The organism is Limimaricola sp. AA108-03 (genome assembly GCF_050847355.1).
Taxonomy (GTDB): domain Bacteria; phylum Pseudomonadota; class Alphaproteobacteria; order Rhodobacterales; family Rhodobacteraceae; genus Limimaricola.
In genome coordinates this window covers 2,348,870-2,364,819 of the sequence record NZ_CP193755.1, presented here as the reverse complement: position 1 = coordinate 2,364,819, position 15,950 = coordinate 2,348,870, and the positions used below count along the sequence as shown (strand labels likewise).

Here is a 15,950-nt window from a genome sequence, read left to right as displayed (position 1 = left end):
CCCTGCGCGCGGCACTTGAGGGGCTGTGCGCAGGGGCTTCCGGCGCTACCTGCGATCCTTGGTTTCGCGGCGCCACTGCCGCCATGTTTCTACGATCCGCGCCGCCACCTCGTCCGGTGCCTCACCGAAGAGCCTGCGGGCCGGCGGCATCGCCTGCGCCGCCAACTCCCCCTGTCGCCGCGCCGCCAGCGCGCAAAGCGCGTCGCGTGCCGTCTCGTCGCGCGGCAGGGCGCGCTCGCCGACGAAGCCGCACAGCGCGTCGAGATCGTGGTGATCGCCGATCAGCGTTGCCAGTCGCTTGGCGGTCTTTTCCCGGGCGCCGATCATCTGGGACCAGGCCGGGCGCAAGAGCCGCATCTGGGCGCGGTGATCCTTGGCCCGCTTGCGCAGTTCGTGCAGCCGCTCCGGTGTAGGGTCGCGCTCGGTCGCCTCGAGTGCCGCATGGCCGCGCCGCAGCGTACGCGCCAGCCCCTCGCGCAGCAGGTCGCGTCCCTTGCCGCGGATATCCCACTCATCGCTTCGACGCGCCGTCTCCTCAAGCGCCGCAACCATGGCGTCGAGATCAGCCCCTGTCCCCCGATCGGCGGCGTGCGCCTCGCGATGAAGCGCGCTGCGCAGCCCCGCGAAGGCGCGGCGGTCGAGTTCGTCCGCGTAATGATCGATCAGCGCCTCGAACGTCTCTACCCTGACGGCCGCGTCGCGATGCCCCGACAGGGTGCGGGCAGCGTCGCGCAGACGGCCATTCGCCGATTTGAAATCCGCCATTCCCGGCCGCGCCAGCCGCAGCACGGCGCGCAGCTTGCGCGCGTCCTTGCGCAGCACATGGACGGCCTCGTCGGGCGGAAGCGCCGCGAGCTTGCCGCTTGCCCGGTTGCCGCGCTCGGACATGATCCGGCGCAGCGTGGCCTTCAGGCTGGCATCTTCGGGCGTGATCCGAAACGGCATGGTTTCTCCGAAGGGTGATGGAATAAAACCGTGGCGTTACATGGCGGTTCCACGAACCGGTGCGGCGGAGACCCGCCGGGTGAAACCTTGTTCCGCTCTCATTCGTATATAGTCCGTACGAACGGAGATCGAACGATGCGAATGGGTTGGGCGGCGCTGGCGCTCTTTGGAACGCTGACTGCCGCGGCAGTGGCACAGCAGGCAAACGAGATGACGATCCCCGAGGTGATCGGGGACCAGCTGTCCGACTTTACCGCGCGCGATCTCGACGGCGCCTTCGCGCATGCCAGCGAGATGATCCAGCGCCTCTTCGACAACCCGGAGAATTTCGGCCGCATGGTCGAGCAGGGCTACCCGATGGTCTGGAACAATGACAGCGCGCGCTTCATGAGCCTGCGCGAGGAGAGCGATGCCTCGTTCCAGACGGTATTGATACGCGATGCGCGCGGCGTGCCGCATCTGCTCGAATACCGGATGATCGAGACGCCGCAGGGCTGGCGCATCGACGGTGTGACCCTTTTGGCCGCGCCCGGGTTGGGCGTCTGAGGCGTTGCACGGCGGCGGTCCGGCCGCGCGGTGCATGACGGGCTCGTTCATGCAAAGACGGTAATCCTGTCTCCTGTCCGGCGGTCTTCGAGGCCGCATGGACGCGGACCGGGCGGGCCGGGATGGCGACGGGCAGGGGGGCCTTGTCGCCTTCGGCCCGCCGCAGCGACAGGGGCCAGACCGCCATGCCGATCTTGGATGCATTGATGCCGACGCCGTTCGCCGCAGGGCTGGAGGTGTGGTCGAGCGGCGACGGCACGCCCGGCTCGGACACCTATGCCCAGTCCGGCAGCGGTGTCTTCGTGCCCGCCGATCAGGATTTCGGCGGCGCGTTGGAGGTCCTCAAGACCGCGGCGGTCCAGAAGCTGCGCTACATGGGCGAAACGCCGATGCGGCCCGGCCTCTACATCCGGGTGCGGGCGCGCGCGAAGGCCTTGTCGGGGCCGATGCCGGGACTGCGCATCGCCGGCTGGGCCGGCCGGGCCGACGGCACCCGGCTCGGCGGCGTCGAGGGCACGGGACCCGCGACCCAGCTCGCCGCTTATGGCGAGGTGGTCGAGGTCTCGGCGATCATCGGGCCGGGGCGGCAGGCCGGGGTCGATCTGGTCTGGACCGGCGCCGATCTCGGGCATCTGGGCGTCGACCTCACCGGACCTTCGGGCGGGGTGGTGCGCCTCGACGATCTGGTGTTCGAGGATGTCACGCATCTCTTCGCGGCCGATCTCGCGGCGGTGGTCGATGTGCGCGATTTCGGCGCGCGGGGCGACGGCAGCGGCGACGACGCCGCCGCATTCGAGGCCGCCGACGCGGCGGCGGGCGGCCAACGCACGGTGCTGGTCCCCGAGGGCCGGTATCGCCTGGCGAGCAACGTCACCTTCCGCAGCCATGTGCGCTTTGTCGGCACCGTGGTGCCGGTCGGCGCGGCCAAGCTGATCCTTCAGCGCGACTTCCGCTTCGGGGCCTATCTCGACGCGCTGGGCGACGAGGAACTGGCCTTCACCAAGGCGTTCCAGGCGCTCCTGAGCTTCTCGGACCACGACTCGCTCGATCTCGAGGGCCGTCGGATCGGCCTGTCGAAGCCCTTCGACATGGCTGCCGCCGTGCCCGACCGCGAGACCTTCGCCACGCGGCGGGTGGTGCGCAACGGCCAGTTCCAGCCGATCGACGGGGCCGCGTGGACACCCCGGGTGGTGCGGGCGCAGGCCAGCTATTCGCCGGCCAACTCGACCCGGCTCGCCGATGTCGCCAACATCGCCGACATCGCGCCCGGCAGCCTCGTCACCGGCAACGGGGTGGGCCGCGAGGTCTATGTGAAATCGGTCGATGTGGCGAACCGGCGGATCACCCTGAGCCAGCCGCTGTTCGATGCCGAAGGGGTGCAGGTCTTCACCTTCACCCGGTTTCGCTACCTGATCGATTTCTCGGGTTTCAAGGATCTGAGCCAGTTCGTCTTCGACGACATCGAGTTCCAGTGCAGCGGTGTTGCCAGCGGCATCATCCTGCCGCCCGCCGGCCTCACCTTCCACCTGCGCGACTGCTTCGTGACCAAGCCGCGCGACCGTGGCCTCACCTCGCATGGCAGCGGCTGCCAGGGAATGATGATCGACCGCTGCCAGTTCCTCTCGAACGAGCAGGGCCTGCCGGTGGAGCAGCGGAAGACGCTGTGCTTCAACGCCAACGCCAACGACGTGAAGATCCGCGACAGCCGGATCGTGCTGTTCGAGCATTTCTGCGTGCTGGCGGGCACCGGGAACCTGATCTCGAACAACCACTGGTTTCACGGGGACTCGGAATCCGACGGCGTGCGCAAGGGTGGCATCATCCTGACCCGGCCCAACCCGGCGACGCTGATCGTCGGCAACTACATCGACAACAATTTCATCGAGTGGAGCAACGAGCATGACGAAAGCCCGGCGCTGGGTCAGCAGTTCAGCTTCGGCGGGCTGACGATCACCGGCAACATCTTCATCTGCACGGATGCGGCACGCTGGTTCAACTGGATCGTCGTCAAGCCGCGCGGACCGGGGCATTTCATCCACGGGCTGCACGTCACCGGCAACGCGTTCCGGGCCTTCAACGGATATGTCGACCGCGTCGAGCGGGTCGATACCAGCTTCGCCGATCTCAACTATGGCCGGATGCGCGACATCACCTTCTCGGGCAACGCGTTTCACGGGGTGAACCAGCCGGTGCGCAACCCCGCCAGCCTTACCCATGCGGAGCCCGCGCCGGCGCGGATCTGGGTGGTCGATACCGCGCCGCATCTGCCGTTCGGCGGCCGGGCGCGGGTGATCGAGGCGGCGGTGCCGGTCGGGCGGCTCGCCGATGCCGCAGGCAAGAGCGTGCACGAGCTGCCCTGGATCGACCCCGAACATGGCAATGACCGGCGCAAGTTCCGCATCGTGTTCGATACCGCCGTGTCGGGAGAGATGCGCTGCAGCGTGCGCATGGACCGGCCCGCGTGATCGGCTCCTGCATATCGGGATTGCAGGAACCCGCAGGGGGGCTTGTGCGTCGTGCCGTGTCTGCCCGTGTTCTGCGGGCGTTGTTTCCGGAGCGGAAGATGACCAAAATGGCGACCCCGGCCGAACTGGCACGCACGTCGATGACTTTCTGGACTCTGATGGCCGAAACACAGGCGGTGATGGCGTACCGCCTGATGGGGATGGCCGGGCTATGGGCCGTGACCGGCACCGAGAACAACCGCATGGTGGATGAGAAGGGTCCGGCCTTCGCCGAGGCGATACTGGCGGGCAACCGGGCGATCTGGTCCGGCAAGCGCCCGGACCAGATCGCCATGGCGGCGATGATGCCGTTGCAGCGCCGCACCGCCTCGAACAACAAGCGTCTGGCGCGTCGGGGCCCGAACTTCCTGAAGATGAGCCGCTGACGGCCGGTTTCCGCCGGGGCCACGCTTGCCTCGGAACGCGCCGGCGCATCCATGGGTTGAGAGGGTGCACTCACCTCCCAGGAAAGGTCCAAGAGATGGACAACCGCTATTACACCATGCCGCTGCAGATGTGGCAGGCCGGTTTCAAGATGTGGAGCACCGCGTTCGACATGCAGATGTCGATGATGAGCGCCTTTCTCCCCAAGGCCCGCGAGATAGCCGAAGAGGGTGCCGATCTGACCCAGGAGGCCGGCAACGCGGCTCTGGCCGGCAGCGACTTTGCCCGCAAGGCGGCGCAGAGCGTCGCCAATGCGAACGCCGGTAATCAGGACCGTGCCATGCCCGTCTGAGCCGATGGATTCATGCGCGCCTCGCGGCGTCGTGGCACCAGCTACGGCGCCATTTTCGTATCGAGAAGAGGAAAATTTTTCGTATCGAGAAGAGGAAAATTGGTGGAGTCGAGGGGGATCGAACCCCTGACCTCGTCATTGCGAACGACGCGCTCTCCCAACTGAGCTACGACCCCACTGGGAGCGTATCTGGCCCGACTCGGCGGCGGTGTCAACCGGGACCCTTCGAGTTTTCCAGATCGGCGCGCGACAGCTCGAAGGCGCGGCCGAAACCGCCGACCAGAAAGCCGTGGCTCACCTCCAGCCGCATCAGCCTGAAATCGGCGAAGTCGTAGTAGAGCGCGGCCTTCGGGTGCCAGGCGAGCCATTCGGGCTTCAACGCTTCCTTCTGCGCCATCGTGGCCCGCACGGCGAGGGTCAGGCGGGGCGCGGCGAGAGGGTCGCCCTCGGGGCCGGGCTCTCCGAGCAGCAGCGAGCAGTCGGGCCGGGCCTCGAGCGCGGCCCAGTGGCGTGACAGGGTCGAGACCAGCATCAGCAGGTCCGCGCCATCCGGGCGCAATGCCACGCGGCTGACCTGCGGCGCCCCGCTGGCGGGGTCGATCACCCCCAGCGCGCCGTGCCGGGCCGTGCCGAACAGGCGCTGGGCCTGCCGACGGGCGCCGTCATCGGTGGGGCGGACGAGATCTGCCATGCACGGAGCCTGTCGCGCCGCGCCGCGCCGATCAAGGCTCTAGAACCTCCACCAGGCCTCGAGCGTCAGCCCGCCGCCGCGATCGCCGGTCAGGGCGCGGGTGAGGCCGAGCCGCAAATCGAGCCCCGGTGTCGCGTGCAGTATGCCGGAGGCGCCGAGCTTGGCATAGGTGTCGCCCGAGAGCCCGTAGCCGATCTGACCCTGCATCAGCCCGGTCCAGCGAGGGCTGAACTTGCGGCCCCAGCTCGCCTCGATCTTGGCCTGATGCGACAGGCGGGTGACGCCGAGCTGGCCCTGCGCGTCGAGCGCGAGCCAGCCATTCTCCAGCCCGCGCCCCCAATGCAGGCCGAGCCGGCTCGTCGCCTCCTGAGCGCCGTCGGGCAGCAGCGTCGTGCCCAAACCCGCCGAGACCGCCCAGACATCCCCGGTCGCATCGGGGCGCCACGGCACGCGCAGCCAGGCGAAGAGGCTGCCTGCGGTGCCGGCATCGGCGGTATAGCCGTCGAGCCCGAGGGTGAGCCGCTCGGTCAGCCCGTATTCGAGATAGATGGTCGGGTCGTAATGCACCGGCCGGACCGCGTCGCCGAACAGGGCGACATTGCCGCCGAATGACAGGAACAACTCGCCCTCCTCGCGGGGCCAGGCCCCGGCCCGGGCCATCACGCCGGTCAGGACGATCACGAGCGACAGCAACATGGCCCGAATCATGCAGCCCCCCGGCGCAGCCCTCCAACGAGGCTGTACCGCAGAGGGTTAAGCCCGCCTTAAAGCCGCCGCAGCCGCCACAGATAGGCGGCGCAGGCAGGGATCTCGCGCAGTGCCATCCGGGTCTGGGTGGCGATCCGCGCGCCGCCGCGCGGGGCGCTGCCACGCGCCTCAAGGCCCAGCCGCCGTGCCACCATCAGGGCCCGCGGCAGATGCGGCGCGTCGGTGACGATGATGACCAGCGATGCGCCGATCCGCCCGAGGACCGGCAGCGCGTTGCGGATGTTCTCCAGCGTGTCGCGCGAGGTGGTCTCGGGATGGATCGCTGTGTCGGGCACCTCGGCGTCCAGCAGCAGGTCCCGCATCGCCTCGCCTTCGCTCGGCGCATGCCGCCCGAGCCCGCCGCAGGGCACCAGATGCGCAACGCGGCCCGCGTGGTAGAGAGTCGCGGCATGCGTCGTGCGCCGTCGCAGCGTGGGCGAGGGGCCGCTTTCCCAGACGGCGGCGCCGAGGATCAGCGCGGCTGTGACGTCATCGGCCATCGGGGCTCCTTCCGGCTGTGGTCATCGAAGCGCGGTGCCGGGCCGCCGGTACCGCGATCCCCCTGCATCGTCGCCCCTTTCCCGGCCGACGTCTCGCGCTAGGCTCGTGCAGGCAACAAGGGGAGATGGCTCATGGAAGAGCTCTTGCAGGGCATCGGCGTCGCGGCGCTGGTGATACTCGCGCTGGTGGGGCTCGCCACGGGCTGGCTGGCGAGCAAGCTCGCGGGCGGGCGCAACATGGCGCTCTACATGATCGTCGGCGCGCTGGCGGCGATGGTCACGCCCTTCGTGCTGGCGGCGCTGGGCGTGACGCTGCTCGCGGCCGGTGGGCTGCTGGTGGTGGTGATCGTGGCGCTGATCGGCGCGGCGCTGGTGCTGGCGCTGGTTCGGGCAATCGCGAAATAGGCGCATCGGATCGGCAAGCCGCGCTCAGCGCGGCTTGCGGTTCTTGGTGCGCTGCACGTTGCCGCCGCGCTGGCCAGGTCGCCCGGCAGTGGAGCGGCCGGAGGATTTCACCGCCGCCTCCGAGGCGCGCTCGACCGCCTGCTGCCGGGCCATCGGGTCGTCCGAGACCATCAGATCGACCGCTTCGAGACGCTTCACCTCGTCGCGCAGCCGTGCCGCCTCCTCGAATTCGAGGTTCTCGGCGGCCTTGCGCATGTCGGTCTTGAGCCCCTCCAGCACCGCCTGCAGGTTCGCCCCCGCCATCGGCTTGTCGACCTTGGCGGTGACCCGGTTCATGTCGACATCGCCCTTGTAGAGACCGGCGAGGATGTCCTCGACGTTCTTCTTGACGGTGGCCGGGGTGATGCCGTGCTCGGTGTTGTAGGCGATCTGCTTCTCGCGCCGCCGCTCGGTCTCGGCCATGGCGCGTTCCATGGAGCCGGTGATCCGGTCGGCATACATGATGACGCGGCCCTCGGCGTTGCGCGCGGCCCGGCCGATGGTCTGGATCAGCGAGGTCTCGGAGCGCAGGAAACCCTCCTTGTCGGCATCGAGAATCGCCACCAGCCCGCATTCGGGGATGTCGAGCCCCTCGCGCAGCAGGTTGATGCCGATCAGCACGTCGAAGGCGCCGAGGCGCAGGTCGCGCAGGATCTCGATCCGCTCGATCGTGTCGATGTCGGAATGCATGTAGCGCACCTTGATGCCCTGCTCGTGCAGGTATTCGGTGAGGTCCTCGGCCATGCGCTTGGTCAGCGTGGTGCACAGCGTCCGATACCCCTTGGCCGTGACCTTGCGGATCTCGTCGAGCAGGTCGTCCACCTGCGTCTTCACCGGCCGGATCTCGATCTGCGGATCCAGAAGGCCGGTGGGACGGATCACCTGCTCGGTGAAGACGCCGCCCGCCTGTTCCAGCTCCCAGGCGGCGGGGGTGGCCGAAACGAAGATCGATTGCGGCCGCATCGCGTCCCACTCCTCGAACTTGAGCGGGCGGTTGTCCATGCAGGACGGCAGGCGGAAGCCGTGCTCGGCCAGCGTGAACTTGCGCCGGTAGTCGCCGCGATACATGCCGCCGATCTGCGGCACCGAGACGTGGCTCTCGTCGGCGAAGACGATGGCGTTGTCGGGGATGAACTCGAACAGGGTGGGGGGCGGCTCGCCCGGTGCGCGCCCGGTGAGATAGCGCGAGTAGTTCTCGATGCCATTGCAGACCCCCGTGGCCTCCAGCATCTCGAGATCGAAATGCGTGCGCTGCTCCAATCGCTGCGCCTCGAGAAGCTTGCCCTCGCCGACGAGCTGGTCGAGCCGGGTCTTCAGCTCCGCCTTGATGCCCTTGATCGCCTGCGCCATGGTCGGGCGCGGCGTCACGTAGTGGCTGTTGGCATAGATGCGGATGCGGTCGAACTCGTCCGTCTTCGAGCCGGTGAGCGGGTCGAACTCGGTGATGCTCTCCAGCTCGTCGCCGAAGAAGGACAGCCTCCAGGCCCGGTCCTCGAGGTGGGCGGGCCAGACTTCGAGGCTGTCGCCGCGCACCCGGAACGAGCCGCGCGCGAAGGCGGCATCGTTGCGCCGGTACTGCTGCGCCACGAGGTCGGCCATCACGGCGCGCTGTTCGTAATTCTTGCCCTTGTGCAGATCGACCGTCATCGCGCCGTAGGTCTCGACGCTGCCGATGCCGTAGATGCACGACACCGAGGCCACGATGATCACGTCGTCGCGCTCCAGGAGCGCCCGGGTGGCCGAGTGACGCATCCGGTCGATCTGTTCGTTGATCTGGCTCTCCTTCTCGATGAAGGTGTCCGAGCGCGGCACGTAGGCCTCGGGCTGGTAGTAGTCGTAATAGGAGACGAAATACTCGACCGCGTTGTCCGGGAAGAAGCCCTTGAACTCGCCATAGAGCTGGGCCGCGAGCGTCTTGTTCGGCGCGAGGATGACCGCCGGGCGCTGCGTCTCCTCGATCACCTTGGCCATGGTGAAGGTCTTGCCGGTGCCGGTGGCGCCGAGGAGCACCTGGTCGCGCTCGCCGGTCTCGATGCCGCCCGCAAGCTCCGTGATCGCGGTGGGCTGGTCGCCCGCGGCGCTGAACTCGGTCTGCATGCGGAACCGCTTGCCGCCTTCGAGCTTTTCGCGCCGTTTCACCTCGGGGGCGGGCGCGTGCAGGATCGGCATCTGTTCGGGCGAGTTGTTGTGCATGGGCGGACTCCTCGGGACCGAACCAATCTGGCCTCTTTTCGTTCCTGTGCAAGAGGGGTGCGGCGTCTTTGCCCGCTTGCATGGCGACGCCGTTTTGTCGATAACGCCGCGAGATCAGAAGGGACCAACGATGCGCGCACGGATCTACAGACCCGCCCGGACCGCCACCCAGTCGGGCACCGCCAAGACCGAGGCCTGGATCCTCGAATACGCGCCGGCGTCCAAGCGCGAGATCGACCCGCTGATGGGCTGGACCAGCTCGACCGACACCCAAAGCCAGGTCCGGATGTATTTCGACAGCCGCGAGGCGGCGGTGGCCTATGCCGAGAAGCACGGTCTCGACGCGATCGTGCAGGAGCCGCATGTGCGCAAGCACAACATCCGTCCCGGCGGCTATGGCGAGAACTTCTCGACCACCCGCCGCGGGGCCTGGACGCACTGACTTGTAAATCCGACTCAAGTTGAGGCGGTTTCGCGGTGAAGATCCGGCGAAGAGGCCGGATGCCACAACATCGAGTGTCCGAGCGGACCGGATGCATAGACTTCTACCGAGGGCGGCCTGACGGCCGCCCGTTTCGTTTCAGGGACCAGACATGACCATCACCCATCTCGTCACCCATTCGGGCGGCTTCCACGCCGACGAACTCCTATCCTCGGTCATCCTGACCCGGCTGTACCCCGAGGCCGAGATCGTTCGCAGCCGTGACAAGGCCTGGATCACTCCCGGCGAGGGGCGGATCATCTACGATGTGGGCGGTCAGTACGACGCCGAGGCGCGGATCTTCGACCACCATCAGAAGCCGAACCCGCTGCGCGAGGACGGGCAGCCCTACAGTTCCTTCGGACTGGTCTGGGTTGAATACGGCCGCGACTACCTGCGCGCGCTGGAGGTTCCCGAGCATGATATCGACGCGATCCATGCCTCGTTCGACCGTGGCTTCGTGCTGCCCGTCGATCTGCTCGACAATGGCGCGGTGGACGCCTCGGCGGCGGGTCCGCTGTTCTCGGGGCTGACGCTGCCGGCGTTGCTCGAAAGCCTGAAGCCCGCCTTCGACGACCGCGAGGAAGGCGCGGACGATCGTGCCTTTGCCGCCGCCGTGCCGATCGCGCGTGCCTTTGTCGAAGCCCGCATCCGCCGCTCGGCCGCGAAACGGCGCGCCGAGGGAATGGTCGCCAAGGCGATCGCGGCAGCGGGCGAGGGGCGGGTGCTGGAGTTGCCCATGGGCATGCCGTTCCGGGCCGGTGTCGAGGCGGCGGGAGCCGATCACCTGCTCTTCGTCGTCCACCCGCGCGGCAGCGACTGGGCACTGACCACGATCCGCACTGGCGACGACACCTTCGAGACCCGTGCAGACCTGCCCGCCGCATGGGCGGGGCTGACCGACGAGGCGCTGGAAAAGGCGTCCGGGGTGAAGGGCGCGAAGTTCTGCCACAACGGCCGCTTCATCGCCGTGGCCGACAGCCGCGAGGCGATTATGGCGATGGCGGAGTTGGCAGTGTCGGAGGTCGCGGCGGGCTAGGCCGTACGACCCTGCATCGTCCCCGGCCGTTGCGTCCGCTGCGCGCAGGGAGGGCGGTGCGGGGACGAAGCCCGGCCAGACGCAGGGCAAGTCCGTTGCGGTGACCAAGCTCGGAGCAAACTCTGCGAACCGGCTTGGCTTGGCCGGTCATGGGGGGCGCCATCCGCCGAAAGGCGGCAATGCGCCGTTCAATAGGGAGCAAGGCGACGTGGAGGCTGCCAGGTTCGCCACCGGAACTTCCGCCTCTCTCGTGATGGTCCCCCTTAGCTTTCCGGTCGGCCAAGGTATTGAACGCCAAGACGGCGACAAAGGATGACGGCACCGCGCGGACCAAAGGCCGGTCCTTTCGCGTTCCATATCATGGGCCGCCCGCATGGCGGCGCTGAAGAAGGCGGAAGGCATGCAGGACCGACGCGGCGAAGGGCCCGGGCCCGGCGTAGGGGCGAACCCGCATTCAGAGGGTGAAGGGCCGACTGAACCAGCGGCGCCCGAGGAGGCCGGGCGGGAACGCGGCCGCGGGCGCGAGGCGTGGCGGCCGGATCAGATCCACCCGGCGGGCTGGCGCGACATCTGGCTGCGCGTCACCGGGCGGATCGGACGGGAGCTCGTCCCGCTCGTCGCGGCGGGGGTCGCCTTCTTCGGCATGCTGGCGCTGTGTCCGGCGATCGCGATGCTGGTGTCGCTGGCCGGGCTGTTCTTCGACCCCGAACTCGTCATCGATCAGCTCGACGCGCTGGACGGGCTGGCCCCGGCCGAGCCGCTCGGGGTGGTGCGGGATCAGGCAGTCGAGCTCGTGAGCCAGGCCCCGGGTCAGGCGACGGCCACGGCGGTCATCAGCCTGGTGCTGTCGTTGTTCTGGGCGTCGCGCGGGATCGACAACCTCGTCAGCGGCATCAACATGGCGCATGCGGAGGACGAGTCGCGCAACATCATCATGCGCAACCTCGTGTCGCTGGGATTGACGGCGGTGCTGACGGCAATGGCCCTTGCGGCCTTGGCGCTCGCGGTGGCGGCGCCGCCGGCTGCGGAGGCGCTGGGCCTCTCGGGCTGGACCGACACCATCGTCAGCGTGGGCCGCTGGCTGGTGCTGGGGCTGCTGTCGATGGCGGCGCTGGGGCTGCTCTACCGTTACGCGCCGGCGCGAAGGCCCCCGCGATGGAGCTGGGTCACGCCGGGGGCGGTCATCGCCACGGCGCTTTGGCTGGGAAGCTCGGTGCTCTTCGCGCTTTTCGTGCGTAATTTCGGTAGCTACCAGCCGACCTACGGCGCGCTCGCCGGAGTGGTGATCCTGCTTCTCTACATATGGATGACGGCGTTCGTGGTTCTGCTCGGAGCCCTGCTGAATGCCGAGATGGAGCATCAATCGCGGCGCGACACCACGCGGGGTCGCGTCAGGCCGATGGGAGAGCGTAACGCGGAGATGGCCGATACGCTCGGGCCAAAGCCATGAGCGACGGTCGAAGCCGGACTGTTCCCATGGAGCGACGTGGTTGGACGCCGAGTTCGGGTCGGCGGCCACAAGCCGAAGCCTTTGCGCGGGGATTCTCGCAATGGCGAGCGATACATGGCCACTGCGATGAGGCGAACCGGGCGACGGCTGGTCCTTCGCAACTTTGGTCAGCCGCAAGGCGGCTCAGGCGCTGGCCAGCACCTCGACCGTCACGTGACCGACACCGCTGCTGAGCAGGCCGATATCGTCCGCCGCGCCCTTGGACAGGTCGATGATGCGGTTCTTGGCGTAGGGGCCGCGATCGTTGATCCGCACCACCACGGATTCGTTGGTGGCCTCGTTGGTGACGCGCACGCGGGTGCCGAAGGGCAGGCTGGGATGGGCAGCGGTAAGGCTGTTCATGTCGTAGGTCTCGCCATTGGCCGTCTGGCGCCCGTGAAAGCCCGGCCCGTACCAGGAAGCGGCCCCCTCGAAGGTCTGGGTGGCGCTACCGGAATGCGCGGTGGCGAAAGGTGCCGCCGCGAGCAGGCAGCTTGCGGTCAAGAGGGTCCGAAGCGTGGCGTTCAGCTTGTTCAAGAGGCCCGTCCTTCAGTGGTGGTCCTAGGGTGTGCGCCCCACTTGAACACCCCTGCGCCATGGCGCAACGCCGAAGGGCCGATGGTTCCCCTGCGAGCCAAAGGCTGGCAAAGCCTCGCCATTTTCCGCAGCCCTCGCCGGCACGCATCCGCCGAAATCACGGGACTGGCCATCGTTTCGCGGCGCGGGTCTTGAAACGGAGGTAATGGGCACGATGTCGAGCCGTCCGCTCGGCCGAGTTCCGCCGCCGCAGCATGGACGCTGCCGCCCGGCACCTGCCTCGTCGGCGATTGGCGAAGGTGACGCCGGGGTTGTCGAGCCATGGGCTTCATGGGTTCGGCTCCAGCGCGAATCCCGATGCCAGTTCCCGTCGCCTCGTCCGTCCCGCTGAATGGCTCTATGCCAGCCGGGGGCAGGGCAGGGGCGCACCGGCTGCTCAGTAATCCCCCGGGACAGCGAAGCCATCCGTTCTGAGCTCGTCGAGATGGGCGATCACATCGCGCAGCCGGATGGGACGGAACTGCCAGACATCGACGCCCGCATCGACCCGGCCCCCGAATTCGGTGGCCATCGGCGGCACCGAGCCATGGGTGTGACCGTGCAGATGGATGCTGTTGCGTGCGCCAGCCCATGAGGCCATCGGGTAATGCGACATCACCAGCTTTCGCTTCCCGCCATCCGGCATGAGAACCGTCGCTTCGAGGTAGTCGCAGACCCGGGCCCACTTGCGGGACTTCACCACGACCTGCCTGTCGTGGTTGCCGCGGATCAGCAGCCGGTGCTTCCCCGGCAGCCGTTTCACGTCGATGTCGCTGGCGTTGTTCCAGGTCAGGTCGCCCAGCACGACCAGAGTGTCCTCCGCCCCCACGCGTTCGAGGTTCCTCCGGATCGTCGCATCCATCTCCTCGACCGAGGGAAACGGACGGTCGCAATGCCGGCGGATCGCATCATGGCCGAAATGCGGATCGGCGATGAACCATGTCCGCTCCTCGTGCAGCAAGATTCTCTGCGTGGTCGTGTCGATCATCGTGGCGGGTACCTTTTGCTCCGGGCGCCCATGGATAGCTCAACAATCTATACGTGTAACGTGCTGATCTTGCGGGCAGTCCCGGCCAGGGTGGGATCGGAGGCCAATGACCCTGCGACAACCGCTGGTACATGGGCGGTCCAGACGCTAGAAGGCGCCGGATATTTCAGGCCGACCAGAAAAGAACGGGTGTCATGGGAGAGACTTCAACCGAGCTGCGCCGCGCCATCGCGGGAATGGACGACGAACAGCTTCCGGTGCCGCAACATCGTCTGCATGGGCCGGGGCATTTCCTCGGGCTCTATGCGGCCGAACACGTGGCGGCGACCGAATTCGTGATCGGCGCGGCCTTCGTGGCGCTGGGCGCCACGATCCACGACATCCTGATCGGCCTGCTGATCGGCAACCTGCTGGCGGTGCTGAGCTTCTGGCTGATCACCGCGCCGATCGCCGTGAAGACCCGACTCAGCCTCTACACCTATCTCGAACAGAACATGGGCGAGCTGTTCTCGCGGCTCTACAATGGCGCGAACGTCCTGATCTTCATCGTCATTTCGGCGGCGATGATCACCGTCTCGGCCACAGCTCTGAGGGTGCTCTTCGGGGTGCCGCCGCAGCACATGCCCTATCCGACGAGCGCCTCCTTCGTGCTGATCGCCGCCTCGGCCAGCGTGATCGCCGTGCTGGTGGCCTATTACGGCTTCAACGTGCTCAGCGAGTTCGCCTCGATCTGCGCGCCATGGTTGATGGTGATGTTCACGGCGGGCGGCATGGTGCTGATCCCGGCGCTGAACGAGTCGCTGACCGGGCAGACCGTGCTGGCGAGTTTCGGGGACTTCGTGGATCTGGCGGGGGCCACGGTGTTCACCGGAACCAATGCCGATGGCGAGCCGGGAATCGGCATCTGGGAGGTCATCGGTTTCGGCTGGGCCGCCAATACCTTCGCCCATTTCGGCCTGATCGACATGGCGCTGCTGCGCTATGCCCGCAAGAAGCGCTACGGTCTCTGCACGGCGACCGGCATGATGTTCGGCCACTACGTCGCGTGGATTTCCGCCGCGCTGATGGGCGCCGCGACCGCGGCCTTCATGCAGACCTCCATCGCGTTCGTCTCGCCGGGCGATGTGGCCTATCTCGCCCTCGGCGCCAGCGGCTTCGTCATCGTCATCGTCGCGGGCTGGACCACGGCGAACTCCAACCTCTACCGCGCGGGCCTCGCCGCGCAGGCGGTGTTTCCCAACATCTCGCGCACCAAGGTGACGCTGATCGTGGGCGCCGTGGTGGTGGTGGGCAGCTGTTTCCCGATCATCTACCGTAGCTTCCTGCCGCTTCTGACCTATGCGGGCCTGCTGCTGGTGCCCGTGGGCGGCATCGTCTTCGCCGAGCAGCACCTGTTCCCGCGCATGGGCATGAAGACCTACTGGCACAGGCTGCGCGGCGCGCATCAGAACTACCCGGCGGTCATCACCTGGGCCGTGGCGCTGATCTTCGGCTTCGGGTTGAACATGATCGACCTGTTTCCGTTCTATTACCTCTTCGTGCCGACATGGATCCTGTCGGTCCTGCTTTACACCGGGCTGGCGAAGCGTGCCGGGGCGGACCGCGCCTGGCCCGAGGCCGAAGCCCGGCTCGCGGCATTCGACGAGGCGGTGAAGGAACATCATCGGGAACTGGCGGCGCGGGAAGTCACCGAACCGGTGAAGGACACGAGCGTTCTGACCAAGATCATCCGGGCGGTCTGGATCGTGGTCGGACTGCTGATCCCGGCCGTGCTGGCGTGGCGCGTCCTGTTCGACAGCCCCGATCTCGACAGCTATTACGCGAACCGGGAGCTGTTCTACAGCCTGACCATCTGGTGCACCGCGATCTATTTCAGCTTCGCATGGTGGGACCTGAAGCGGTCGAAGGCGCCCCGGCGGACGGCCATGCCCGTGGAGTGCCCCGCGGAATAAATCGCGGGGGAGGTGGATCAGGTGCCCGGATAAGGCGTTCCGGATTGCGGAACGCCTGGTTGGATCCGGGCGCGTCAAAAACGGGAAACCGCTTTCCGAGACGAGGCGGCGCCTGGGCC

The 15,950-nt window shown here is 67.6% G+C and carries 16 protein-coding genes and 1 tRNA gene; 9 read left to right on the top strand and 8 right to left on the bottom strand.

The genetic code is table 11. The annotated features are described in order from the left end of the window. Positions 1 to 45: 45 nt before the first annotated feature. Positions 46 to 945: a CHAD domain-containing protein gene (locus ACRAQ3_RS11565; protein ID WP_432254719.1), complete on the bottom strand. Its 900-nt coding sequence runs from the start codon at positions 943 to 945 to the stop codon at positions 46 to 48. 135 nt (positions 946 to 1,080) lie between these two features. Here ACRAQ3_RS11565 and ACRAQ3_RS11560 point away from each other — a divergent pair, with 135 nt between their 5' ends. From ACRAQ3_RS11560 to ACRAQ3_RS11545, 4 genes are all read left to right on the top strand, one after another. Next, positions 1,081 to 1,491, top strand: coding sequence for a DUF4864 domain-containing protein (locus ACRAQ3_RS11560; RefSeq protein WP_432254718.1), 411 nt, complete (start codon positions 1,081 to 1,083; stop codon positions 1,489 to 1,491). A 206-nt stretch (positions 1,492 to 1,697) separates the two neighbouring features. After that, positions 1,698 to 3,956 (top strand): glycosyl hydrolase family 28-related protein, encoded by a 2,259-nt coding sequence (locus ACRAQ3_RS11555; RefSeq protein WP_432254717.1) that lies wholly within the window; start codon positions 1,698 to 1,700, stop codon positions 3,954 to 3,956. Positions 3,957 to 4,054: 98 nt separating this feature from the next. Next, the gene (locus ACRAQ3_RS11550; protein WP_269398197.1) at positions 4,055 to 4,381 is read left to right on the top strand and encodes an antifreeze protein; all 327 of its coding nucleotides are present in this window, start codon (positions 4,055 to 4,057) and stop codon (positions 4,379 to 4,381) included. Positions 4,382 to 4,476: 95 nt separating this feature from the next. After that, positions 4,477 to 4,731, top strand: coding sequence for a hypothetical protein (locus ACRAQ3_RS11545; RefSeq protein ID WP_432254716.1), 255 nt, complete (start codon positions 4,477 to 4,479; stop codon positions 4,729 to 4,731). A gap of 100 nt (positions 4,732 to 4,831) precedes the next feature. Here ACRAQ3_RS11545 and ACRAQ3_RS11540 read toward each other — a convergent pair. From ACRAQ3_RS11540 to ACRAQ3_RS11525, 4 genes are all read right to left on the bottom strand, one after another. After that, positions 4,832 to 4,907, bottom strand: a tRNA-Ala gene (locus ACRAQ3_RS11540). Between the two features lie 35 nt (positions 4,908 to 4,942). Continuing rightward, a complete protein-coding gene (locus tag ACRAQ3_RS11535; RefSeq protein WP_432254715.1) occupies positions 4,943 to 5,422 on the bottom strand; it encodes a pyridoxamine 5'-phosphate oxidase family protein in 480 nt (159 codons plus the stop codon). A 39-nt stretch (positions 5,423 to 5,461) separates the two neighbouring features. Further along, on the bottom strand, positions 5,462 to 6,118 hold the full coding sequence (locus ACRAQ3_RS11530; RefSeq protein WP_432254714.1) for a hypothetical protein: 657 nt from the start codon (positions 6,116 to 6,118) through the stop codon (positions 5,462 to 5,464). A 68-nt stretch (positions 6,119 to 6,186) separates the two neighbouring features. Beyond that, entirely contained in the window at positions 6,187 to 6,669 is a 483-nt protein-coding gene (locus ACRAQ3_RS11525) for a YdcF family protein (RefSeq protein ID WP_432254713.1), read from the bottom strand. Between the two features lie 132 nt (positions 6,670 to 6,801). Here ACRAQ3_RS11525 and ACRAQ3_RS11520 point away from each other — a divergent pair, with 132 nt between their 5' ends. Beyond that, positions 6,802 to 7,074 carry a GlsB/YeaQ/YmgE family stress response membrane protein gene (locus ACRAQ3_RS11520; RefSeq protein WP_432254712.1) on the top strand — a complete coding sequence of 91 codons (273 nt, stop codon included), beginning with the start codon at positions 6,802 to 6,804 and terminating at the stop codon, positions 7,072 to 7,074. Between the two features lie 24 nt (positions 7,075 to 7,098). Here ACRAQ3_RS11520 and uvrB read toward each other — a convergent pair whose 3' ends face one another. Then, on the bottom strand, positions 7,099 to 9,306 hold the full coding sequence (gene uvrB / locus ACRAQ3_RS11515; protein WP_432254711.1) for an excinuclease ABC subunit UvrB: 2,208 nt from the start codon (positions 9,304 to 9,306) through the stop codon (positions 7,099 to 7,101). Between the two features lie 130 nt (positions 9,307 to 9,436). Here uvrB and ACRAQ3_RS11510 point away from each other — a divergent pair, with 130 nt between their 5' ends. The 3 genes from ACRAQ3_RS11510 to ACRAQ3_RS11500 all read left to right on the top strand — a co-directional run bounded on the left by ACRAQ3_RS11510 (position 9,437) and on the right by ACRAQ3_RS11500 (position 12,276). Continuing rightward, positions 9,437 to 9,748: an ETC complex I subunit gene (locus ACRAQ3_RS11510; protein ID WP_085895881.1), complete on the top strand. Its 312-nt coding sequence runs from the start codon at positions 9,437 to 9,439 to the stop codon at positions 9,746 to 9,748. 151 nt (positions 9,749 to 9,899) lie between these two features. Next, positions 9,900 to 10,826, top strand: coding sequence for an MYG1 family protein (locus tag ACRAQ3_RS11505; protein ID WP_432254710.1), 927 nt, complete (start codon positions 9,900 to 9,902; stop codon positions 10,824 to 10,826). Between the two features lie 400 nt (positions 10,827 to 11,226). Further along, positions 11,227 to 12,276 carry a YihY/virulence factor BrkB family protein gene (locus ACRAQ3_RS11500; protein WP_432254709.1) on the top strand — a complete coding sequence of 350 codons (1,050 nt, stop codon included), beginning with the start codon at positions 11,227 to 11,229 and terminating at the stop codon, positions 12,274 to 12,276. 183 nt (positions 12,277 to 12,459) lie between these two features. Here ACRAQ3_RS11500 and ACRAQ3_RS11495 read toward each other — a convergent pair whose 3' ends face one another. Then, positions 12,460 to 12,852, bottom strand: a complete 393-nt coding sequence (locus ACRAQ3_RS11495; protein ID WP_269396152.1) for a septal ring lytic transglycosylase RlpA family protein — start codon at positions 12,850 to 12,852, stop codon at positions 12,460 to 12,462. 436 nt (positions 12,853 to 13,288) lie between these two features. Further along, positions 13,289 to 13,879, bottom strand: a complete 591-nt coding sequence (locus ACRAQ3_RS11490; protein ID WP_432254708.1) for a metallophosphoesterase — start codon at positions 13,877 to 13,879, stop codon at positions 13,289 to 13,291. A gap of 194 nt (positions 13,880 to 14,073) precedes the next feature. On the opposite strand from ACRAQ3_RS11490, the gene ACRAQ3_RS11485 reads away from it, so the two are divergent. Beyond that, a complete protein-coding gene (locus tag ACRAQ3_RS11485; protein WP_432254707.1) occupies positions 14,074 to 15,831 on the top strand; it encodes a purine-cytosine permease family protein in 1,758 nt (585 codons plus the stop codon). Positions 15,832 to 15,950 lie beyond the last annotated feature (119 nt).